The organism is Caldifermentibacillus hisashii, assembly GCF_039654145.1.
Lineage (GTDB): Bacteria > Bacillota > Bacilli > Bacillales > Caldibacillaceae > Caldifermentibacillus > Caldifermentibacillus hisashii.
The window spans coordinates 2,325,163-2,346,212 of the sequence record NZ_CP155467.1; the positions used below are offsets into that span (position 1 = coordinate 2,325,163).

The 21,050-nt window shown below is 37.5% G+C and carries 24 protein-coding genes; 1 reads left to right on the plus strand and 23 read right to left on the minus strand.

Annotation, left to right across the window (positions count from 1 at the left end; genetic code table 11):
- Nucleotides 1–6: 6 nt before the first annotated feature.
- The gene (locus NSQ14_RS11085) at nt 7–246 is read left to right on the plus strand and encodes a DUF2627 domain-containing protein (RefSeq protein WP_034770904.1); all 240 of its coding nucleotides are present in this window, start codon (nt 7–9) and stop codon (nt 244–246) included.
- Nucleotides 247–268: 22 nt separating this feature from the next.
- Here NSQ14_RS11085 and NSQ14_RS11090 read toward each other — a convergent pair whose 3' ends face one another.
- From NSQ14_RS11090 to spoIIIAA, 23 genes are all read right to left on the minus strand, one after another.
- Entirely contained in the window at nt 269–991 is a 723-nt protein-coding gene (locus NSQ14_RS11090; protein ID WP_251245886.1) for a glycerophosphodiester phosphodiesterase, read from the minus strand.
- A 77-nt stretch (nt 992–1,068) separates the two neighbouring features.
- The gene (gene spo0A / locus NSQ14_RS11095) at nt 1,069–1,860 is read right to left on the minus strand and encodes a sporulation transcription factor Spo0A (protein WP_034770908.1); all 792 of its coding nucleotides are present in this window, start codon (nt 1,858–1,860) and stop codon (nt 1,069–1,071) included.
- Nucleotides 1,861–2,089: 229 nt separating this feature from the next.
- Nucleotides 2,090–3,367 (minus strand): SpoIVB peptidase, encoded by a 1,278-nt coding sequence (gene spoIVB, locus NSQ14_RS11100; RefSeq protein ID WP_346216337.1) that lies wholly within the window; start codon nt 3,365–3,367, stop codon nt 2,090–2,092.
- Nucleotides 3,368–3,526: 159 nt separating this feature from the next.
- Nucleotides 3,527–5,218, minus strand: a complete 1,692-nt coding sequence (recN, locus tag NSQ14_RS11105; protein ID WP_034770910.1) for a DNA repair protein RecN — start codon at nt 5,216–5,218, stop codon at nt 3,527–3,529.
- 53 nt (nt 5,219–5,271) lie between these two features.
- Complete coding sequence (ahrC, locus tag NSQ14_RS11110; protein WP_034770912.1) at nt 5,272–5,724, minus strand: transcriptional regulator AhrC/ArgR; 453 nt, start codon at nt 5,722–5,724, stop codon at nt 5,272–5,274.
- Between the two features lie 300 nt (nt 5,725–6,024).
- Nucleotides 6,025–6,873, minus strand: a complete 849-nt coding sequence (locus NSQ14_RS11115) for a TlyA family RNA methyltransferase (protein ID WP_034770914.1) — start codon at nt 6,871–6,873, stop codon at nt 6,025–6,027.
- On the minus strand, nt 6,830–8,758 hold the full coding sequence (gene dxs, locus NSQ14_RS11120) for a 1-deoxy-D-xylulose-5-phosphate synthase (protein WP_346216338.1): 1,929 nt from the start codon (nt 8,756–8,758) through the stop codon (nt 6,830–6,832). The genes NSQ14_RS11115 and dxs overlap by 44 nt, the downstream gene beginning before the upstream one ends.
- A 115-nt stretch (nt 8,759–8,873) precedes the next feature.
- Nucleotides 8,874–9,734, minus strand: coding sequence for a polyprenyl synthetase family protein (locus NSQ14_RS11125; protein ID WP_043988530.1), 861 nt, complete (start codon nt 9,732–9,734; stop codon nt 8,874–8,876).
- Nucleotides 9,735–9,757: 23 nt separating this feature from the next.
- Complete coding sequence (xseB, locus tag NSQ14_RS11130; RefSeq protein WP_034770917.1) at nt 9,758–10,009, minus strand: exodeoxyribonuclease VII small subunit; 252 nt, start codon at nt 10,007–10,009, stop codon at nt 9,758–9,760.
- Nucleotides 10,006–11,355, minus strand: a complete 1,350-nt coding sequence (xseA, locus tag NSQ14_RS11135; RefSeq protein ID WP_034770920.1) for an exodeoxyribonuclease VII large subunit — start codon at nt 11,353–11,355, stop codon at nt 10,006–10,008. Before xseA ends, xseB begins: the two co-directional genes overlap by 4 nt.
- A 118-nt stretch (nt 11,356–11,473) precedes the next feature.
- Nucleotides 11,474–12,328, minus strand: a complete 855-nt coding sequence (gene folD / locus NSQ14_RS11140) for a bifunctional methylenetetrahydrofolate dehydrogenase/methenyltetrahydrofolate cyclohydrolase FolD (RefSeq protein WP_034770921.1) — start codon at nt 12,326–12,328, stop codon at nt 11,474–11,476.
- A gap of 23 nt (nt 12,329–12,351) precedes the next feature.
- Complete coding sequence (nusB, locus tag NSQ14_RS11145) at nt 12,352–12,744, minus strand: transcription antitermination factor NusB (RefSeq protein WP_034770923.1); 393 nt, start codon at nt 12,742–12,744, stop codon at nt 12,352–12,354.
- Between the two features lie 237 nt (nt 12,745–12,981).
- Entirely contained in the window at nt 12,982–13,383 is a 402-nt protein-coding gene (locus tag NSQ14_RS11150) for an Asp23/Gls24 family envelope stress response protein (RefSeq protein ID WP_034770924.1), read from the minus strand.
- A 14-nt stretch (nt 13,384–13,397) separates the two neighbouring features.
- On the minus strand, nt 13,398–14,756 hold the full coding sequence (gene accC / locus NSQ14_RS11155) for an acetyl-CoA carboxylase biotin carboxylase subunit (RefSeq protein WP_034770926.1): 1,359 nt from the start codon (nt 14,754–14,756) through the stop codon (nt 13,398–13,400).
- A 12-nt stretch (nt 14,757–14,768) separates the two neighbouring features.
- Nucleotides 14,769–15,287 (minus strand): acetyl-CoA carboxylase biotin carboxyl carrier protein, encoded by a 519-nt coding sequence (gene accB / locus NSQ14_RS11160; RefSeq protein WP_034770927.1) that lies wholly within the window; start codon nt 15,285–15,287, stop codon nt 14,769–14,771.
- 203 nt (nt 15,288–15,490) lie between these two features.
- Complete coding sequence (locus tag NSQ14_RS11165) at nt 15,491–16,057, minus strand: SpoIIIAH-like family protein (protein WP_034770928.1); 567 nt, start codon at nt 16,055–16,057, stop codon at nt 15,491–15,493.
- Nucleotides 16,058–16,101: 44 nt separating this feature from the next.
- Nucleotides 16,102–16,749 carry a stage III sporulation protein AG gene (gene spoIIIAG, locus NSQ14_RS11170; protein ID WP_346216339.1) on the minus strand — a complete coding sequence of 216 codons (648 nt, stop codon included), beginning with the start codon at nt 16,747–16,749 and terminating at the stop codon, nt 16,102–16,104.
- Nucleotides 16,746–17,381: a stage III sporulation protein AF gene (gene spoIIIAF / locus NSQ14_RS11175; RefSeq protein ID WP_034770933.1), complete on the minus strand. Its 636-nt coding sequence runs from the start codon at nt 17,379–17,381 to the stop codon at nt 16,746–16,748. The genes spoIIIAG and spoIIIAF overlap by 4 nt, the downstream gene beginning before the upstream one ends.
- A gap of 12 nt (nt 17,382–17,393) precedes the next feature.
- Nucleotides 17,394–18,602, minus strand: a complete 1,209-nt coding sequence (gene spoIIIAE, locus NSQ14_RS11180) for a stage III sporulation protein AE (RefSeq protein ID WP_034770935.1) — start codon at nt 18,600–18,602, stop codon at nt 17,394–17,396.
- 128 nt (nt 18,603–18,730) lie between these two features.
- Nucleotides 18,731–19,114, minus strand: a complete 384-nt coding sequence (gene spoIIIAD, locus NSQ14_RS11185; RefSeq protein WP_041848779.1) for a stage III sporulation protein AD — start codon at nt 19,112–19,114, stop codon at nt 18,731–18,733.
- 20 nt (nt 19,115–19,134) lie between these two features.
- Nucleotides 19,135–19,341, minus strand: coding sequence for a stage III sporulation protein AC (spoIIIAC, locus tag NSQ14_RS11190; protein ID WP_034770939.1), 207 nt, complete (start codon nt 19,339–19,341; stop codon nt 19,135–19,137).
- Between the two features lie 20 nt (nt 19,342–19,361).
- Entirely contained in the window at nt 19,362–19,877 is a 516-nt protein-coding gene (spoIIIAB, locus tag NSQ14_RS11195; protein ID WP_034770942.1) for a stage III sporulation protein SpoIIIAB, read from the minus strand.
- The gene (gene spoIIIAA / locus NSQ14_RS11200) at nt 19,871–20,800 is read right to left on the minus strand and encodes a stage III sporulation protein AA (protein ID WP_034770943.1); all 930 of its coding nucleotides are present in this window, start codon (nt 20,798–20,800) and stop codon (nt 19,871–19,873) included. Before spoIIIAA ends, spoIIIAB begins: the two co-directional genes overlap by 7 nt.
- Between the last annotated feature and the right edge of the window lie 250 nt (nt 20,801–21,050).

A 21,050-nucleotide genomic window follows, 5' to 3' on the forward strand; every position in this document is an offset into this window, starting at 1 on the left:
ATTTCAATGGGCCGTGTTTTCGCATTTTTTCTTGCAGCAATCCCCATTAGCTTATCAGTCATCGGTGTGAAATTAATCCGGGATAGCTTGTTTCAAATCATTTATTGGCCGTTTGCTTTTCCTTGGCTACAAACGATTGTCGGGATTGTCCTGTTTTTGTTGGGTCTTTCCTTTATCGGCGGATTTATTTACCACCGTGATAAAAAAAGAAATAAAGTGACAAAACGCCGCTTTACCCGTCGGTAAAATAGTCGGCGTTTTTGTTCACTTACACGGTTTTTAATTCCTTTGCTTTTTTCGGAAAATCAGTGATTATCGCATGTGTATTACAATTCAAAAACCTCTTTATATCTTCATCTTGATTGACTGTGTATGGACGGACTTTTATTCCATGATTTTGCGATAATGTGATCAATTCATCGGGGATGACCCGATAATTCGGGTGGATCCCCTTAGCACGAATCGATTGAGCATAAATCCAAGGCATAAACAGACCTTCAGCATATAAGGGAGCCGTTTCAATTTCAGGAGCAAGACGATAACAGTAAACAAGGGAATAATGATTAAAAGAAGAAAAAATGACGCGCTCTTCCAATTTATTTTTTTTGACCATAGCCACCGTTTTCTCTTCTAATTCATAATTGAACATTGATTTCGTTTTAAACTCTATGTTTACAAATAAATTAGTGCTTTTGAACCATTCAAAAAACTCGTTCAAGGTCGGGATTTCTGCTTTAAATTGACCATTTTGAAATTTCGCTCCCGCATTCAATTTTTTAATATCTTTCAGGAACATATTTCTTATAAACCCTTTACCGTCAGTCGTTCTATCTACTTTTTCATCATGAATAATGATGACTTCTCCATCTTTTGTTAATTGAACATCCAATTCAATACCGTCTGCACCGGCCCGTTCTGCCTCTTGAAAAGAAATCATTGTATTTTCAGGGTGCGTACCTGCTGAACCGCGATGCCCAAAAATATATGTCATGCTAACACCCGCTTTGCTTGTTTTAATTTTATTTTACACAGCTCTAATTTCCTCGTAAACTTTGTCCAATACATACTTTAGGAAGCTTGGTGTTCCAGCCGCAATTTGTCTGCAACCATCGCGATGAACTCTGAATTTGTCGGCTTTGCTTTTGACATACTTACGGTATATCCAAACAAATTTGATATCGATTCAATATTGCCGCGGGACCACGCTACTTCAATGGCATGACGGATGGCCCGTTCTACCCTGCTGGCTGTCGTATTGTATTTTTTAGCAATATCCGGATATAACACTTTTGTAATTGAACCTAATAATTCGATATCATTGTACACCATCGAGATCGCATCCCTTAAATACATATATCCTTTAATATGGGCTGGTACGCCGATTTCATGAATAATATTGGTAATACTGGCATCCAGACTTTTGTTGGCACGGGGTTGAATAACCGCTTGACTCAAATTATTGTTTGCCATATTATTTTTCGGTAAAAGACCGATTCTAAAAACATTTCGGATTTGTTCAACCAACTGGTCCATATTGAACGGTTTTAAAACAAAATATGATGCACCCAATTCAAGTGCTTTTTTTGTGACATCTTCTTGACCAAATGCGGTTAGCATAATAACTTTTGGCATGTATTCTTTTTCCTTTAATCGTTCTAAAACCGCAAGACCATCCAAATGAGGCATAATAATATCCAATAATAAAACATCCGGTTTTAATTGATCAATCATTTTTAAACAATCTTGCCCATTAAATGCTATATCAACAACTTCCATCCCTTCTTGACTATTTATGTAATTTTTTAATAAATTAGTTAGTTCTTTATTGTCATCAACAATACAAACTTTAATATTTTCCACAAGACATCCTCCCTATACAAAATCTCTTTATTCATTGTAAATAAAATTTTCGACACTTCCAATAAAAATCCCTTTAATTTTTTAAAAAAATGTCCTTTTTCCTATATTTCTTACTTTTTTCTACAACATGTGACATTTTTCTTTTTTTATCGGTAAAAATTTCAATTTGGCCCACTTCGAATTTTAGGTAAAAGCGAAAAAAAAAACGAGAAGCCCGTTTGGGTCTCGTTTAACTTGCTTTTTCTTCATTCTCATATATTTTTATGCCGGCTTCATTTAACATCCACTCAATATGAACGCCGTAGCCGCTTGTCGGATCATTGACAAAAACATGGGTTACCGCCCCGATCAATTTACCGTCCTGAATGATTGGACTACCACTCATTCCTTGGACAATTCCCCCCGTTTTTTCCAATAGCTTCGGATCCGTTATTTTTAATACCATTCCTTTTGTGGCCGGAAATTTTTGTGGAATGGAACTGATGATTTCAATATCAAACAATTCCACTTTGTCATTATCAACAACAGTCAATATTTTTGCCGGTCCTTTTTTTACTTCATGGGATAATGCAATTGGAATCGGCTCATTCATAACCGGATTCGATAAAGTTTTATGGATTGTTCCATATATGCCAAACTGATTATTTTTTTCGATATTCCCAATCGTATTCCTTTGATTTAAAAATTTGGCCAATTTTTCCCCCGGTACACCATTCGCACCTTTTTGAATGGAGGTTACGGTTGAAGGAACAATATATCCATCTTTTACAACGATCGGTAATTTTGTATCCATATCTGATATGACATGTCCCAGCGCCCCATATTTTTTCGACTTTGGATCATAAAATGTTAATGTTCCAATTCCGGCGGCTGAGTCACGAATATAGAGACCTAATTTGTAATTACTATCCCCTTTTTCTTGCTGTGGTGTTAATTGGGTTTCGAATTCTTTATCTTCTCTTTGAATGCCTAGTTGCAAAGGTTCCCCTTTTTCCCCCGCTTCTTGTACGAAGGAACCCACTTCATTGATGGATTCAATGGTTTTTCCGTTAATTTTTGTAATTAAGTCACCGATTTTAATCCCTGCTTCTTCACCAGGGGAAACCTTACCTGCATCGGTCTCTACTTGATGATAACCGACGACCAAAACCCCTTTTGAATTTATTTTTACACCAATGGATTGTCCGCCGGGGATGACCTTAAAATCCTTCAACACGTTTACATGTACTTTTTTGATTGGTAAACCTGCTATATGGTAAACGACTTCACTTTCACCTTTTTGTTTTGCTTGAAGCTGTATTTCATTTTCCTTTTGAAGTTGTAGATGATCCCGGTCACCATTCGCCTCTACAAAAGTTGCAGTGGGTAAAGTGAAAGTCTGCCCTTCAAAAAACGTGATCTCATTCGGTATTTTCAGTATTCTTCCGACTGGTGAAAAAAAAGTAAGTAAAACGAAAGAAACAAGGAGAATATACCCAAATCTTTTTCTAATTTTGTCTCTGTCCATTTCCATCCACTCTCCTCGCTTCATGTCCACACAAAGGTTACATTTATAATCTTGCCGATAAAGCAAGCAATTATAATGACAGAAATAAAAAAAATACTGTAGAGAATGGATATTTTTGGACGAACTCTTATTTATACTTTTAAAAATGAACTTATCAATTTAACTGAGCGTATTTTTTAATTCCGCAGCACTTTGTAACATCTCTTTCGCATGTTGTTCGGTTGCTGTCGTAATTTGTGCACCCGAAATCATCCGGGCCAGTTCACCGATCCGTCCCTCTTCAGTTAACTTGGACAGGATGGTTTTTGTCCGATTGCCCTTTACTTCTTTTTTAATTAAGATATGATGATCGGACATCGCCGCAACTTGCGGTAAATGGGTAATGGATAGCACTTGAGAACCAACTGATATTTGGTAAATCTTTTCGCCGATTGCTTGGGCAACACGACCGCTTACACCTGTATCCACTTCATCAAAAATGATCGAAGTAATTCCTTGATGTGAAGAAAAGATGGTTTTTAATGCCAGCATGATTCGGGACAATTCACCACCCGAAGCAATTTTTGTCAACGGTTTCGGCGGTTCACCCGGGTTTGTACTCATATAAAATTCAACCTGGTCCATTCCGTTCGGATAAAACTTTTGGGACTGTTCTAAGAAGTATACATGAAAAACCGTTTTTTCCATATAAAGACTTTTTAATTGTTGATGAATAGCATGGGCAAGTTTTTTGGCAGTTTTTTTCCGTAAATCCGTTAAATTTTTTCCTTCTACTGCTAAATCTTTTTCCACAGACTTTAGTTTTTTATTCAACGATTCAATATGATTTTCTTTATTGGAAATCATTTCAATTTCTTCTTCAATTTTTGAAGCATATTCAAGAATCATTTCAATTGTTTGACCGTATTTTCTCTTCAATTGGTTAATTTCATTTAAACGAGTCTCTATTTCATTCAACCGGTTTGGATCAAATTCCATTTCATCTAATTGTGATCGGAGTGAATGAACCACATCCTCTAACTGATAAAAACTGTTGGATATAATTTGTCGAGTATCATTGTAGGCTTCATCAATGCCGGCTGCTTCTTCAATATTGGAAAGAGCTAAACTGACCCAATCCAAACCTTTTTGCTCACCTTGTAAAGCTTCATATGCGGTAAGAATGGAATGATAAAGTTTTTCAAAATTATTCAGTTTCCTTTTTTCCGTTAATAATTCTTCATCTTCGCCAATGGTAAGTTCAGCATTGGTAATTTCCTCGAGCTGAAATGTTAATAAATCTAATCGTTGGGCCATCAGTTGTTCATTTTGGGTAAGGGCAGCAATATCCTTTTTGATTTTTTCATATTCGCGATAAAGCGTTTGATATTCAGTTAATGCTTTTTGAACAGCTTGTCCACCAAATTGATCAAGTAAAGTCAGATGGTTTTTTTCATCCATAAGTTCTTGATTTTCATGTTGTCCGTGAATGTCAACTAATGTGCGGCCGATTTCCCGGAGTGTTGCAATGGTAACTAGTTTTCCGTTTATTCGACAAACACTTTTACCGGAAGCGTACATGTCCCTTTTGAGAACAATCATACCATCTTCCATTTCGATTCCAAAAACGGCTAATTTTTCAATGGAAGGATGATCATCTTCAACTAAAAATAACCCTTCTATCTCCGCTTTTTCTTCCCCGTGCCGAACAAAATCAGACGAGCCTCTCCCACCGATCAAAAGATGAATTGCATCGATAATGATTGATTTTCCTGCACCGGTTTCTCCGGTTAATACAGTGAAACCTTTTTGAAATGAAATTGAAATTGATTCAATGATCGCAAAGTTTTTTATCGCAAGTTCTGCCAACAAGTTTTTCCCTCTCCTTTATTGACTACATTTTTTGAAGTTGGATGTATTGGCCGTTAAGCAAGCATATTGATTAATCTATCTTTAATTCGTTCCCCGTCTTCCGGTGTAGCAACAATAATCAAACAAGTATCATCTCCGCAAACAGTTCCTAAAATTTCATCCCAATCAAGTTGGTCAATCAAATTCCCTACCGCATTCGCATTACCCGGTATCGTTTTTAAAATGATAAAATGATCGACCATATTTATTTTTACAAAGGCATCGACTAAAAGTTTTTGCAATTTTTCCATTGGGTTATATCTTTGATCCGATGGGAGACTATACTTATAAAGTCCGTTTTTTGATGGTATTTTCACGAGATGAAGCTCTTTGATGTCACGGGAGATTGTGGCTTGCGTTACATTAAAGCCGGCGTTTTTTAATTGTTCAACAAGTTCATCCTGTGTTTCAATATCATATTTGGCTATGATTTCCCGTATTTTTAAATGACGTTGCAGTTTACTCATCATTTCACCCGCTTAAATAATCATTATTTTATTTTCTATATCTATTTTACATAAAAATTTTGTCGGTGGAAAAATATGAAGATGAAAATTAACTGTTTCTCTATGATGTTCGCGTTATTAGCGATCCGGTAGAGCTCATCTTATTTGTTGTTGCCTTTCATTTCCCCTTACCCTGCCCCCTGCTTATCCTTATTATAAGGGAAACAAAGACATTTAAAAATGGTCTTTTTGTAAGTGCAATAGGAAATAATCATGGCCGCCGTATTTATACAGGGATTTTTGAATTTAAAAAAAGAGAGGTTATTCCTCTCTTTTTCCATGTTTCAATTGATTGTGGGCGTCAATGACAAGCTCGGCTATTGGTGTCTGAAACTGATTCTTTCCTTTTACTCCCTCATTGTAACCCGGCCATTTTAAATGGAGTAAAAATTCGATATTCCCATCTCCGCCGGTAATTGGCGAATAATCGATATTCAGGCAATCAAATCCTTCATTTAAGGAAAATTGAAGAATATCCTCTATAACCATCTCATGTACTTTCCGATCCCTGACAATACCTTTTTTACCAACCAGTTCTTTGCCCGCTTCAAATTGAGGTTTAATCAGTGCCACAATGTCACTGTCCGGAACTAATATCTTTTTTAGCGGTGGCAAAATACGTTTTAAGGAGATAAAGGAAACATCAATACAAGCAAATTCAGGCATTTCCCTTGATAAATCTTCAGGTTTTAAATAACGGAAATTTGTTCGTTCCATGACGATAACCCGTTCATCTTGACGCAGTTTCCATGCCAGCTGATTATAGCCGACATCAACAGCATAACAATATTTTGCCCCGTTTTGGAGTGCACAATCGGTAAACCCACCGGTTGAAGCTCCGATATCGATGATAATTTTACCTTTAACGGTCAGATCAAATACCTTTAATGCTTTTTCGAGCTTATACCCGCCTCTTGAAACATATGGCATTTGTTTTCCTTTAATTGATATGTCAATATCTTTTGGCACCTTGACTCCGGGCTTATCCAATCTTTGTTCATTGGAATACACGATACCTGCCATAATTGCCCTTTTTGCTTTTTCTCTTGTTTCAAAAAAGCCACGTTCATTGAGCAAAATATCCAATCTTTCTTTTTCCAAATTCCTCAAGCCCTTTTTTCTGTTTTTGCAACATCGTTCTTATAGTTTGAACAATATGATCGGAAGTTAATCCGATTTCATTCAACAGTTCATGGACTTCCCCGTGATCAATAAACTGATCCGGGATGCCCAGCCTCATGATTTGATTCGAATAGCCGTTATCATGGGCAAATTCCAAGACTGAACTGCCGAAACCACCTTGTAATACGCCTTCTTCAACAGTAAGAACAGGTAGTCCTTTTTCAAAAATGCGATTTAACAATTTTTCATCCAGCGGCTTGATAAAACGGGCATTGACGACCATTGCTTGAATTCCGGTTTTTTCTAATTTTTTCCTTGCTTCCAGCGCCATCGGGATTGTTGTCCCAAACGTTAAAATTGCGGCATCCTTACCATCTTTTAAAACTTCCCATGAACCGATCGGAATCTCTTTTAGTTCATCGTCAAGAGTAACCCCGTAACCATTGCCTCTCGGGAACCGCATGGCAATAGGTCCGTCATCATATTTAACAGCCGTATACACCATATGTCTACCCTCATTTTCATCTTTAGGCATCATCAATACCATGTTTGGAACACTTCTTAAAAAGGCAATATCGAACACACCTTGATGGGTATCGCCGTCCGCACCAACGAGTCCTGCCCGATCGATGCCAAAAAATACATTTAAATTTTGCCGACAGATATCATGGACAATTTGGTCATAAGCCCGTTGCAGAAAAGTCGAATAGATCGTTAAATAAGGTTTCATATTTTGTGTTGCCAGTCCGGCAGCCAATGTTGTGGCATGTTGCTCGGCAATCCCGACATCAATCACCCGATCCGGAAATTCAGCTTGAAACCCTTCTAATTTTGATCCAACTGTCATTGCCGGTGTAATCGCAACAATCCTTTTATCATCTCTGGCCAATTCACGAACGGTTTCACTGACAACTTTACTCCAAGCAGGTGGACTATTAACCGGTTTTATAAAATCGCCAGTTTCAATTTTATATGGACCGGTCCCATGCCAAGTTCCCACTTTATCATTTTCGGCCGGATAATATCCTTTTCCTTTTTTTGTGACAACATGAAGCAATACCGGACCATTCGTTTTTTTCGCATAGGTCAGGTTTTCGAACAAATCTTCAAAATTATGTCCGTCAATTGGTCCCAGATAGGTAAAACCTAGCTCTTCAAAGAACATCCCGGGCACAAATAAATATTTGAAGCTATCTTTTAGACGTTCTGCTTTAGATGCCACTAATCCGCCAACTGCCGGGATTCTTTTCAAGAAAGCTTCGACTTCATCTTTCGCCCAATTGTATTTCCCTGCCGTTCGGAGTCTTCCAAGCATATTGTGCACGGCCCCGACATTTGGCGCAATGGACATTTCATTATCATTTAAGATAACAATGATATTCTTCTTTTCATGTCCGATATGATTTAATGCTTCCAGTGCCATACCACCGGTTAATGCTCCATCACCAATTACCGGTACGATAAAATACTTTTCACCTTTAAGATCACGGGCAATTGCCATTCCCATTGCGGCAGAAAGACTCGTTGAACTATGACCCGTTTCCCAGATGTCATGTTCACTTTCATTTCGTTTTGGAAAACCACTTAAGCCCTTATATTTCCTTAATGTGCCAAAATCTTTCGCCCTGCCTGTTAGAATTTTATGGACATAACTTTGATGACCAACATCCCAAATAATTTTATCACGCGGACTTTCGAAAACTTTATGCAAAGCAATCGTTAACTCAACAACACCTAAGTTGGGGCCAATGTGACCACCGGTTTTAGACAAGTTTTCAATTAAAAATTTACGAATTTCTTCACTTAATTGTTTCAACTCAGCAATAGACATGTCACGGAGAAAAGAAGGACTCGTTATGGATTTTAGATCCATATTGGATCACTCACTTTCATTTCAAATTCCGGAAAAAAGTTTTAATGCTATTCTCTATATTATAACAGTATCCATTCATTCTACAAGAAGTTAACTTTTGTTTTGGACAAAAGCGTTAGCGATCTCGTTTGGCGATCAATTCCGTAATAAAGGAAAGTTGTCCGGTATCAATCGGCAAGGATTCAAGGATTCCTTCCGCTTTAGCAATATGTTCTTTTAATTTATTTTTTGCACCATTAAGAGTAAGGATCTTCGGATACGTACTTTTCTGCTTTTCTCGGTCACTTCCAACGTCTTTTCCGATCTGTTCGATTGTTCCTTCAACATCTAATATATCGTCGCGAATTTGAAAGGCGAGTCCAATATGATAGCCGAATTGCTCCAATAAATCGATTGTGGCTTTATCAGCGTCTGCTAAAATGGCACCGACTTTGACACAAAAAGTAAGTAATTTTCCGGTTTTATGGGTATGAATATATTCCAGTTCAGTCAATTGTAAATTTTGATTTTCCCCTTCCATATCTGCTATCTGACCCGCTACCATTCCTTCCGGGCCACTCGCTTTTGCCAATTCGTTAATAATTGCCAATCTCTTTTCTGCAGAAAGCTGTTTTATTTCTGAAATAATTTGGAAACTATAGGTCAATAAACCATCTCCCGCCAAAATTGCTGTTGCCTCGCCATACATTTTATGATTTGTCGGTTTGCCTCTGCGAAAATCATCATTATCCATCGCAGGGAGATCATCATGAATAAGTGAGTACGTATGAACCATCTCAACGGCACAGGCAACAGGCAAGCCGATTGCTACATCTTTTTTGAAAGCAGCAAGCGTTGAAAAAATTAGCATTGGACGGATTCTTTTTCCTCCTGCTTGTAATGAATAATCCATAGCATTTTTTAAAGTTTCTGGTGTTTTTAAGCGTTGAATCATTATTTTTAGCTCTTTATTGACCGTTTCCAAATAGTTTGCCAAGTGATCAGGATATTTTTGCAACTTTAATCCACCTCATTGATTGAGAAATTGTCAATTTCCCCGTTATCCTTTAATATTTCCGTCAATTGTTCTTCCACGTTTTTTAATTTTTGATGGCAGATTTTTGCTAATTCCATACCTTCTTTATATTTGGCAATAGCCGTTTCTAAAGGGACATCTCCACCTTCTAAAATATCGACTATCCCTTCTAATTTTTCCATTGCTTCTTCAAATGTTAAATTTTCCTTTTCTGTTTTTCCCGGAATTTCACTCATCTTGTTTCTTCCTCTCTTTCAATGATTTTTGCTTTTAACGTTCCATCAGTCAATGTCACTTTGATCGAATCACCGACTTTTACATTATTAATTGATTTAATAATGTGATCTCCACTATCATAGGCGATTGAATAGCCCCGTTCCATCACTTTCAAAGGACTAAGAACATTTAATGTTGAAACTTGGTTGAGAAATTCCTTTTCTTTTAATTTAAAAATTGCTTCAAACGATCGGCTCATACGCTTTACTTGTTGTCCGAGTTTATTATTGGCAGCATCAAACTGTCCTTGAGGATGGTTTGATTTTAGCCGCTGTTCAAGATACTTCATTTTTTGATTGGTATCAGTAATTTTCTGTTTTAGCAGCCGATTTGCCTGTTCTACCGTTCTGTCCAGATGTTCCGTTTTTTGCTCGAACAATTTTTGTGGGTAGCGAAAGGCATATGATTTTGTTAGTCGGTCGAGACGTTTAGATTCGACATTCGTTCTTTCTTTTATTGCCCGGATTAACCGGATTTTTCGATTTAATATTCTTTCAATCAAATCATCAATATTCGGCACGGCCAGTTCAGCTGCCCCGGTTGGAGTCGGTGCTCGCAGATCTGCAACAAAATCAGCGATCGTTGTATCCGTCTCGTGTCCGACAGCAGAAATGACAGGAATCTCGGAAGCGAAAATGGCCCTTGCCACCGCCTCCTCATTAAATGCCCATAATTCTTCAATTGATCCTCCTCCGCGCCCAACAATAAGGAGATCTGCTTCCTTTCTTGAATTGGCCGTTTCAATGGCGGATACAATCGAGGCTGCAGCGGCATTTCCTTGTACAAGAGCCGGATAAATGATAATTTTGGCAATCGGATACCTTCTTTTTATCGTTGTAAGAATATCGCGAATGGCGGCACCGGTAGGAGAAGTAACGACGCCTACTGTTTTTGGATAAAGAGGGAGCGGTTTTTTTCGGTCTTTATTAAATAAACCTTCTTTGCTCAACTTTTCCTTCAGTTGTTCAAACGCTAAATATAAAGCACCAATTCCTTCCGGTTCCATTTCTTTAACATAAATTTGGTATTGTCCGCTCGGTTCATAGACAGTTACTTCACCGTGCAATAACACGGTCATGCCGTTTTCAGGTTCGAAGCGTAGTTTCTTAGCTTGGGATGAAAACATAACAGCTAAAATTCTTGCTTTATTATCTTTTAAAGTGAAATACAAATGTCCGCTCGTATGTTTTTTATAATTGGATATTTCACCTTTGACAAAAACGTCTTGAAGATGGGGATCAAAATCAAATTTTCGTTTAATATATCTCGTTAAGGCCTGAACAGTTAAATATTGAACTTTTTCCATATGTAAACCCCTCAATCACAAAAAAAAACAATGTGAAATCTGAATATCATAATAATAGTTTACTAAAAATAAGAGAAGCAGTCACCGATTTCTGGCACTGCTTTTCTATTTCTTATTTTCATTTAGCGGTATATTTCATAGCCGCTTTTACAGTGTTGGCCAAAAGCATTGTTATTGTCATCGGTCCAACCCCACCGGGAACCGGCGTTATATAAGAAGCTTTATTTTTTACCTCATCATATAAAACATCGCCGCATAGTTTTCCTTCCTCATTTCGATTCATACCAACATCAATAACGACGGCACCTTCTTTTACATAATCTGCAGTAATGCGGTTCGCTTGTCCAATCGCACTTACTAATACGTCAGCTTGTCTTGTAATTGAAGGTAGGTCAACTGTTTTGGAATGGCAATAGGTAACTGTTGCATTTTCCCCCAGCAATAATTGTCCCATCGGTTTCCCGACAATATTACTTCTTCCGATAACGACAGCATGCTTTCCTGTCAAATCTATATGTATTTCCTTCAACATTTCAATGATTCCAAGTGGCGTACATGGAACAAAAGTATCTTCGCCGGTTAACAGTTTACCGACATTAAGCGGATGAAAGCCATCGACATCTTTATCCGGATGAATTGCTTCAATAACCACCTTTGGATTTATTTGATTCGGTAAAGGCAATTGAACTAAAATTCCGTGAATCTCCTTATTTTCATTCAGTTCCTTGATCCTGGCCAGCAAAAATTCTTCAGTAATATTCTCTTCATATTTAAGTAATAGAGAATAAATGCCAACTTCTTTACATGCTCTTTGTTTGTTTCTGACATAGGTTTGACTGGCCGGATCGTCTCCAACCAAAATAACAGCTAAACCGGGTGTAATCCCTTTTGCTTTTAGTTCCTCGACCGCCTGTTTCAATTCTTCTCTCTTTTTACCGGCAATTGCTTTCCCGTCAATGATTTGACCAGCCATAATTTCCCCCTCCAAAAAATTGATTATTTTCCCAATGTTTCCATGACCTTTGCTAAAACTCCGTTAATAAAGCGACTCGATTTTTCATCACCAAATCTTTTCGCAATTTCAACGGCTTCATTAATTGATACGGTATATGGAACATCTTCCATATATTTCATCTCATAAACAGCAATCCGTAATAAATTTCTGTCGATATTCGCCAAACGGTCAAGTGACCAATTTTCTAAATGGTCGGTAATGATTTGATCTAACTCATGCAAATGTTCCACCGTACCGAAAAACAATTTTTTTAAAAACACATCATCACTATCTTTTCCGAGAACATGGCGATACGCATTTTCCGGATCGGATTTCCCGACATCCACTTGAAAAACTGCTTGTAACGCTTTTTCTCTTGATGTTCTCCTATTCATTTATAAAGTACTCCTTTTCAAACATAAGTTTTGATTTTGAACCATACATTTCTCACATTATACGAATGAAACTACTCAAAATCATAGCATAAATGATTGAAAAAAGGAAAGAGTTCACAGAGGAATTTTGCAAAATAGGAGAGGAGGTTTTATTCTGTAGAAGAGAAAATTGGAACTTCGGGAGTTAAAGTGACTTTAGCATACAAAAAGCAGGAACATAAGTTCCTGCTTTTTGTATTATTCAACGACCGGATTTTGTTGTTCTTCTTTTTGCGTTTCAAAATTGACGTTTACAATATGGATATTTACTTCATCTGTTTCCAACCCGGTCATATTGTACAAAGCTTGTCGAATATTTTCTTGAATACTTTGTGCTACTTTCGGAATGGAAACACCGAAGTTCAGAATACAATACACATCAATTTTAATTTGATTGTCAGACAAATCAACACGAATCCCTTTTCCATGGTTTTTCTTCCCTAATCGTTCAACAACACCTGCGGCAAAGTTACCGCGCATCGTCGCCACCCCATCAATTTCCGATGCGGCAATTCCGGCGATCACTTCAATCACTTCAGGTGCAATTTCAATTTTTCCTAAACCATCCAGATTCATTTCCAATGCATTATTTTCGGGCATCAGCTTACACCACCTTAGGCATTATTTTTCATTACGTCATACATTTCAAGGAATTTTGTATTGAAATCCCCTGATTTAAACGCTTGATGTTCGAGCACCTTTAAATGGAATGGAATTGTCGAATAAATTCCCTCGATAACAAATTCACCCAACGCCCGTTCCATTTTCTTAATCGCTTCTTCCCTTGTAGGCGCATGGACAATCAGTTTAGCGATCATTGAATCATAGTAAGGAGGAATGGCGTATCCGGGATATGCGGCCGAGTCAACCCGAACACCGGGACCACCCGGGGCAAGATACATGTTAATCTTTCCCGGAGACGGCATGAAATTTTTCTCGGGATTTTCTGCATTAATTCTGCACTCGATTGCCCATCCATTAAAGGTGACGTCTTCTTGTTTCAATGTGAGTTCTTTTCCACTGGCAACAAAAATTTGTCCTTTTATTAAATCGACACCGGTAATCAACTCTGTAACTGGATGTTCAACTTGAATCCGGGTATTCATCTCCATAAAGTAGAATTTTTTCTCCCGGTAATCATATATAAATTCTACCGTACCTGCACCTGTATAATCAACTGCTTTTGCTGCTTTAACTGCCGCTTCTCCCATTTTATTCCGAATTTCCGGGGTTAATGCCGGAGATGGTGCTTCTTCGATCAATTTTTGCAATCTTCTTTGTACAGAGCAATCCCGTTCCCCTAAGTGAATCACATTTCCGTAATTATCTGCTAAAACTTGAATTTCAACATGGCGAAAATCTTGAATATATTTTTCCAAATAAACGCCGGGATTCCCGAATGCTGTTAGTGCCTCTTGTCTTGTGATATTGATGCCTTTAACTAATTCCTCTTCATTCATGGCAACCCGGATTCCTTTACCACCACCGCCGGCTGTAGCTTTGATTATGACAGGATAACCAATTTCGGATGCCAGTTTCAGTGCGTCGTCCATATCTTCAACAATTCCATTGGATCCGGGAACAATTGGTACGCCGGCCTTTCTCATCGTTTCCCGGGCAACATCTTTTGTCCCCATCTTGGCAATTGCATCACCGCTTGGACCAATGAAAACAAGTCCGCATTCTTTAACTAAATTAGCAAAGTTCTCATTTTCAGCCAAAAATCCATAACCCGGATGGATTGCTTCACATCCCGTTAATTTAGCAACACTTATGATGTTCGCCATATTTAAGTAACTGTCTTTGGATGGATTTGGACCAATACAATAAGCTTCATCTGCCATTTGTACATGAAGAGCTTCTTGATCAGCTTGAGAGTAGACGGCTACTGTCCGAATATCAAGTTCCCTGCAGGCTCGAATAATGCGGACAGCGATTTCCCCCCGATTGGCAATTAAAATTTTTTTTAACACGTTAACCACCTCTTAATCTACCTTAACTAAAAACAGAGGTTGGCCAAATTCGACTAGTTGACCATTTTTGACAAGGATTTCGACAATTTCCCCATCTACATCTGCCTCAATTTCATTAAATAATTTCATGGCTTCGACAATGCATACAACCGAATCACTTTTTACTTTCGAACCGACTTTCACATATGGTTCTGCATCCGGAGATGGTGACGCATAAAAGGTCCCTACCATCGGAGATGTAATTTTATGAAGGTTTTCTTCAGGTGCATTTGTTTTTTCCAATTGGGCTGCCGGATTCGCTTTTGCCGATTCCACCACTTCTTGTACCGGTTGAGCGGCTTGCGGTTGATTGGTCGGTTGATCAATGAAAGTGTTTACAGGTTCAACTTTAATAGGTTCAACCGTTTTAACTTGAACAGGTTGGTTTTTTTTCATTACTAATTTTAATCCATCATATTCATATTTAAATTCATCAATATTTGATTGATCAACAAGCCTGATCAATTCACGAATTTCTTGAACTTTTAACATGTCTACACCCCTTAAATTATGACTAGCTACTAATAGTATACATTAAAATTTTACTGTAGTACATTGGGATTGACAAGCAAATCATCATTCAGGTATGAAAATTACTTTTTAAAAAGAGAAAAGTGTTCCGGATGTTGGAACACTTTATTAAAAAATAATCCTTTTGATTTGTTCGCTTATTCGACAAGCACCATGCTGTTTTTTTATTTCGTTTCATTTTCACTCTGGAATGCAACCGTAACAGATGAATTACCCATTTCCTTTTTTACAATTTTAATAATCTCATTCGCTTTTGCTTTTGAAGGCTCTTCCCCTTTGACAGTAACTAGCACTTCAGATTCATCTGCTTGAACAAGTGCATCTTCATAACCTAATGTTTGAATAATTAAGTTTTCGATAAACGCCTCTTTTTCGGCAATTTTTTGAAGGCGATTCATTTCATCTTTTGCTTCACTTCTTTCCTCTGCTGAAAGATCAGTAGAGCCGGCCACTTCCTCCAATTGTTCTAATTTTTTGCTCCGCTCATCTTGCATTTGCAAGCGAATTTCTTCAAACACTTCATTTTTTGCATCCGTAATCGTGGTATTTTTTGTGTCACTACTCTTTTCTTTTTCAGTCACTTTTTTACTATCTGCTTTTTCTTCCTTGCTAACATCAACATTGGCAAGATTATTATTATTAGTTGGTTCCGCTGTTATATAATAAACGGATAACACAACAACCAAACTTAACATCGTTAATAACCAAACGGTTTGCTTTTTCAACATCATTTCTTCTCCTCCTCATTGGTAGATTGATTTTTTCATGGTTTTTTTCATTTCTTAGACAGAACAGAGACACGATGACTTGGGACATCTAATGTTCTCATAACCGCTTCAATGATTGATTTTTTAACTTGAACATTTTCAGCGCCTTTTGCTACGATAAGGACCCCTCGAATATCCGGCTTTTTCGTTTCAGAAATAAGCGGGACTTCCTTATCACCTTCCCGAACAATGACAATTTGTTCTTCTGCAGAATTATCTTCTACTTCCCTTTTCCCTCCATTCGAATCAGTTTCACTCGTTATTTGCTTTTTATTGATCATATTTTTCTCATAAACTACTTTTTCTGTTGAATCCACGTTAACAACAATGGAAACGTCATCTACTCCAACAATTGATTCGATTGCCTCTTTTAATTGATTTTCATAATATTCCTCATAGTCCTTCATTGTGGAGGGCTGGTTTTTGCCACTATTTCCAAATACTTCAGCGTTTTCTGCTTCCTTTGAATCCGTTGTCACGGGTACTGGGTTTGAGGACTCGTTTCTCTGCGATGAGAAAAAATTGCTAAATAACATAATCGCTATCCCGATAACGAAAACTATGATGATATAATGTTTTTTATCAAATTTTTGTGTGTCATCGTTTTTTTGAAACAATTTTTTTAGTATGGAAAAGGGGCCTTTGTCATTACTCATCTTCCCACATTCCCCCTTTCAATCGTAATTTGAACAATGTCGCGATCTACCCCCCATTTTTTTGCAAGAAAACTGGCAATCGAATTCATATCCGCCTCATGAAAATCACTTTTTTGTTCACCTAATTGCACATTTACTTCCTCTACATTCATCACCGTTTGATCGGCTTCTTGTTTGTCTATTAATGTCACATGTATACTTTCAATGTTGTCAAGGATGTCCTCTATTGAATTTGTTAATCCGATTGTGTCTGATACGTTTAACTGAATATGAGCAAATTGATAATCAAATTGTTTCATCAACTCCTTTTCCGTCATTTCTTCTAATTGGACAGCCGTTTGTTCTAAAATATATGCATGTTGATCTTTTTGTATTTCTATTTTCTGTTTTTCTATTGAATTTTCCAGTGATATTTTTTCCTCGCCCAGTTTTCCGGTTGCTCTGTTTAACAGATTGTCGATATCTACTGAAAACAGTTTAAATACAGGTGTCAGAAAAATAATGATTAATAGTAATCCGAGTACCATTTTTACATATTTTTGCAACCCGGTTTGCGGCAATAACAATTCAACAATGACGGCAAGTAAAATAAATAAAATAATATTTGTAATCCAACTTGTTAAAAATTCCATACTTCCACCAGCCTATCGAACCATCATTGTAATATTTCCGGCAACAACGATAACGGTTAAACTTAAAAAGAACATGATTGAAACAATGGCCAGGGCGGCAAATAAATAAATAACACTTTTTGAAATGATATCTAAACAAGTAATAATCGGACCACCACCAAGCGGCTGTAAAAGTGCCGCAGAAAATTTATAGACAAATGCGATGATCAAAATTTTGACTGCAGGGAACAAGGTAAGTAATAGTAAAATACCAACACCGGCAAGTCCGACCGTATTTTTCAACAGAACCGAAGCACTTATAACTGTATCTGTTGCATCGGAAACCATTCTGCCAACAACAGGAATAAAATTACTCGTAACAAATTTGGTCGTTTTGATAGCAATTCCGTCCGCCACCGCTGTTGCCGAACCTTGAATGGATACAATGCTGAGAAAGACCGTCATAAATACGCCTAATAATCCGATGCTCCAATTGCGGAGGAGTCCGGCTAATTGAGTTGCCTTATATTGACTTGTTAATGTACTGACAATGCTTAACAAGACAGATAAAAATAATAACGGGAGGACGATCCTGTCAACAAAAAGACCACTTACATTCGTTAAGAACAGGATAACCGGATGAAAGAATCCCGCCGAAATCACACCACCGCCAGTCGCAATTAACGCTAAAAGAATGGGAATGAACGCTATTGTGAAATGAATCATATTTTGAATTGCACCGGATGCGTATTGAACGGCTAAATGAAAACTGTTTAATGCGATAATCATTAACACCATAAAAACAATGGAATAAGCAATTTTAGAGACGGTTGTTGTTTCAAATGCATTTTGTAATGATTGAAGCAACATGCTGAAAATCGTCAGCATAATTAATGTACCGATTAATTTGCCGTTAACGATCATCTCATGGAAGATAAATTTTAAAATGCCGATCGCCCACTCTTTAAAGGAAAATTCATTTACCTTATCTATGTAATCAGTAAAACTTTCCTTTTCTAACTCCGGTAAAAAGCCGCCATACTCATCAACAATTTGATTCCAAAATGTTTCAACCTCACTGAAATCCATTCTTTCTATTTGTTCATTGACAAGCTCATTGGGGGTAGTCGGTTCTTCTGACGATTCCTTTTCTGCATCCGTATTGGCAAAAGAAGTGCTTGTCCAAAGGAAAAATAATCCGATTCCAAATAGCAAGGATATCCATATCGATTTTTGCTTCATCTTTTCACCTCAATGTGTGAACAAACTGTATGCTTCATATGTTTGTACAGAAATAATTCTTTGGACTAATTTTCTGATTAAATCGAGCAACATAAGCAGTGAAACTTAGACATTGCCTTTTCAGTTCTTCACGATGGAATCATTTTTAAAATCATTTCAATTAAAACGGTAAGGATCGGTACAGCCATAGCCAAAATCACAATCTTCCCGGCCATTTCAATTTTGGAAGCAAGTGAACCTTGTCCGGCATCCTTTGTTATTTGAGCTGCAAATTCAACGATATAGGCAATGCCGATAATTTTCAAAATCGTTTCAACATATACCGAATTCACTTTTGCTTGGATGGCGATCCTTTCAATCATTTGAATGATATTGAAAATTTGGTCAATCAAAAATAAGAAGATGATACAACCGGTAAAGATGATTAATAAAAAAGCAAAATTGGCTTTCTGCTCCTTGATCACTAAGGCAAGAAAAGTGGCTACCAAGCCGATTCCAATAATTTGAAGGATATCAATCGACGATCCCCCCTTTAATTGTTAAACAAAAATACGGATTTAATTTTTTGAAACAACTCATTTACAATTGTGGCAACTTGAAACAATATATAAATAAAACCAAAAAGGGTCACCCATTGGGCATATTCTTTTTTTCCAACTTGATCTAAAATCGTGACTAAAAATGCGACAACAATTCCCACTCCTGCTATTTTGAAAATTATATCTACCTCGATGCCCATCGTTTTTCCTCCCTATTTCTTTACATCAGTAAAATAATGATGAATAATCCGGATAGGAAGCCTAAATTTTTAACCATATTTCCATAAGATGCTTGTCTTTCTCTCGCTTCCACTTCTTCTCTCTCCAAATGAACAAGGGCCAATTGAATATGTTTTTGCTGCTGAACGCGATCATGTTTTCCCAGTGTTTCACCAAATTGCAATAAAATTTCTAATTCATTTTTTTTCAAGTACGTTCGGTTCCAAATCGTCTTTAAACTTATTTCCCAAGCTTCTTTTGCTGTTATATCGCCTTGTAGTAATAGACTAGAAAAGTTCTCAAAAATCGTTTCAATCGGTTTACTCATTTGATTCGCAATTCTTCTTGAGGCATCATGAAGCGGTGCATGACCATACATAATTTCTGCTTCTAAACTTTGCAGGGCAGATTTTAACATTCGCAATTGCCTTGTCCGCTCGGTAAATGCCTTTGAAGCCTCAAAGCCGATCCAACTTGTGGCAATCAAAATACAAATCGCTCCGACAATTTTCAACATAGATGGCTCACTCGCCTAATGGGGATTTGATTTCCGCTTTCATCCTTGATGGCAGCCACATAACCCGGACCCTTTCCCCTCGTCAACTCAATATATCTTTCAAAGATTTTTTCCGATAAGATCGGTTTTAATGTCGGACGATTCAATAAATCTTGATATGAATCTCCATGGGTGGTCATAATTAAACAGATTCCGGCATGGACGGCTTCCAGAATTGCCTCGGTGTCTTCTTTTCTACCGATTTCATCAACAATAAGGACATCGGGACTCATAGAACGGATCATCATCATCATCCCCTCCGCTTTCGGGCATGCATCTAATACATCAATTCTCACGCCAAAAGTAAGTTGTGGAATACCACCGACACTTCCTGCAATTTCACTACGCTCGTCAACGATTCCAACTTTTTTTGGTTCGATGTTGGCATCAGGCGACCCCATTGAAATCATTCTTGCAAAATCACGAAGCAATGTTGTTTTTCCTGTTTGTGGCGGACCAATAATCATTGTGTTCTTCCAACCAGATCGATATATGTAAGGAATCCATCTTTCTGCAACGCCAATTTTTTCTTTGGCAATTCGAATATTGAATGAAGAGACATCGCGGATGGCTTTTACTTTCCCATTTTCAAGTATCACTCTGCCTGCGAGACCAATCCGGTGCCCGCCCTCTATCGTGATATACCCTCTTTTTAATTCCTCATCTAATGTATATAAGGAATGGTGACTAATATTATTAAGCAGTTGTTCTGCATCCCCCATTTGAGTGATATAAGGTAGGAAGATCGTATTTTGGTGAGCGGTTATCTCAATGGGGCGGTTAATTCGAATCCGTATCTCCTCGATATTTTCGAATATTTCATTTTGTAAGTTTTGAAATTGCTCCTGAATGATTTTAGGAAGATATGCCATGACTTTTTCCATAAAAATTACCTCTTTCAAAATTCTATTAGCTTCCTCTTATTAAAATGTATTGCACGTCCCTTTCAAGTATGACTAATTCCTAAGTTATTTAAGAAATCAGAGCGCCGGGGATTTTAGGTGAAGATCTTCGCTGGAATTTTATATATTCTTAACGGATGAAGAAATGGTTGAGGTAACGAGGATTCCTGAGCAAATATAAAGAAAAATCGGGCGTCCGAGCCTTTAGGCGAGAGCAGAGCCGTAGTCAGCG

Coding starts and splice junctions, on each gene's coding strand:
- xseA (WP_034770920.1), bottom strand. CDS start 11,355: ATGGAAAAAGTTCAATATTTAACTGTTCAGGCCTTAACGAGATATATT.
- xseB (WP_034770917.1), bottom strand. CDS start 10,009: ATGAGTGAAATTCCGGGAAAAACAGAAAAGGAAAATTTAACATTTGAA.
- spoIIIAA (WP_034770943.1), bottom strand. CDS start 20,800: ATGGAAAAAGTCATGGCATATCTTCCTAAAATCATTCAGGAGCAATTT.
- accB (WP_034770927.1), bottom strand. CDS start 15,287: ATGTTAAAAGTTCAAGAAATTCGTGAATTGATCAGGCTTGTTGATCAA.
- NSQ14_RS11150 (WP_034770924.1), bottom strand. CDS start 13,383: ATGCCCGAAAATAATGCATTGGAAATGAATCTGGATGGTTTAGGAAAA.
- spoIIIAF (WP_034770933.1), bottom strand. CDS start 17,381: ATGGAATTTTTAACAAGTTGGATTACAAATATTATTTTATTTATTTTA.
- NSQ14_RS11090 (WP_251245886.1), bottom strand. CDS start 991: ATGACATATATTTTTGGGCATCGCGGTTCAGCAGGTACGCACCCTGAA.
- folD (WP_034770921.1), bottom strand. CDS start 12,328: ATGGCTGGTCAAATCATTGACGGGAAAGCAATTGCCGGTAAAAAGAGA.
- spoIIIAG (WP_346216339.1), bottom strand. CDS start 16,749: ATGAGTAATGACAAAGGCCCCTTTTCCATACTAAAAAAATTGTTTCAA.
- NSQ14_RS11085 (WP_034770904.1), top strand. CDS start 7: ATGGGCCGTGTTTTCGCATTTTTTCTTGCAGCAATCCCCATTAGCTTA.
- spoIIIAE (WP_034770935.1), bottom strand. CDS start 18,602: ATGAAGCAAAAATCGATATGGATATCCTTGCTATTTGGAATCGGATTA.
- dxs (WP_346216338.1), bottom strand. CDS start 8,758: ATGGATCTAAAATCCATAACGAGTCCTTCTTTTCTCCGTGACATGTCT.
- spoIVB (WP_346216337.1), bottom strand. CDS start 3,367: ATGGACAGAGACAAAATTAGAAAAAGATTTGGGTATATTCTCCTTGTT.
- nusB (WP_034770923.1), bottom strand. CDS start 12,744: ATGAATAGGAGAACATCAAGAGAAAAAGCGTTACAAGCAGTTTTTCAA.
- spoIIIAB (WP_034770942.1), bottom strand. CDS start 19,877: ATGTTGAAAATTGTCGGAGCGATTTGTATTTTGATTGCCACAAGTTGG.
- NSQ14_RS11165 (WP_034770928.1), bottom strand. CDS start 16,057: ATGATGTTGAAAAAGCAAACCGTTTGGTTATTAACGATGTTAAGTTTG.
- ahrC (WP_034770912.1), bottom strand. CDS start 5,724: ATGAGTAAACTGCAACGTCATTTAAAAATACGGGAAATCATAGCCAAA.
- spoIIIAC (WP_034770939.1), bottom strand. CDS start 19,341: ATGGGCATCGAGGTAGATATAATTTTCAAAATAGCAGGAGTGGGAATT.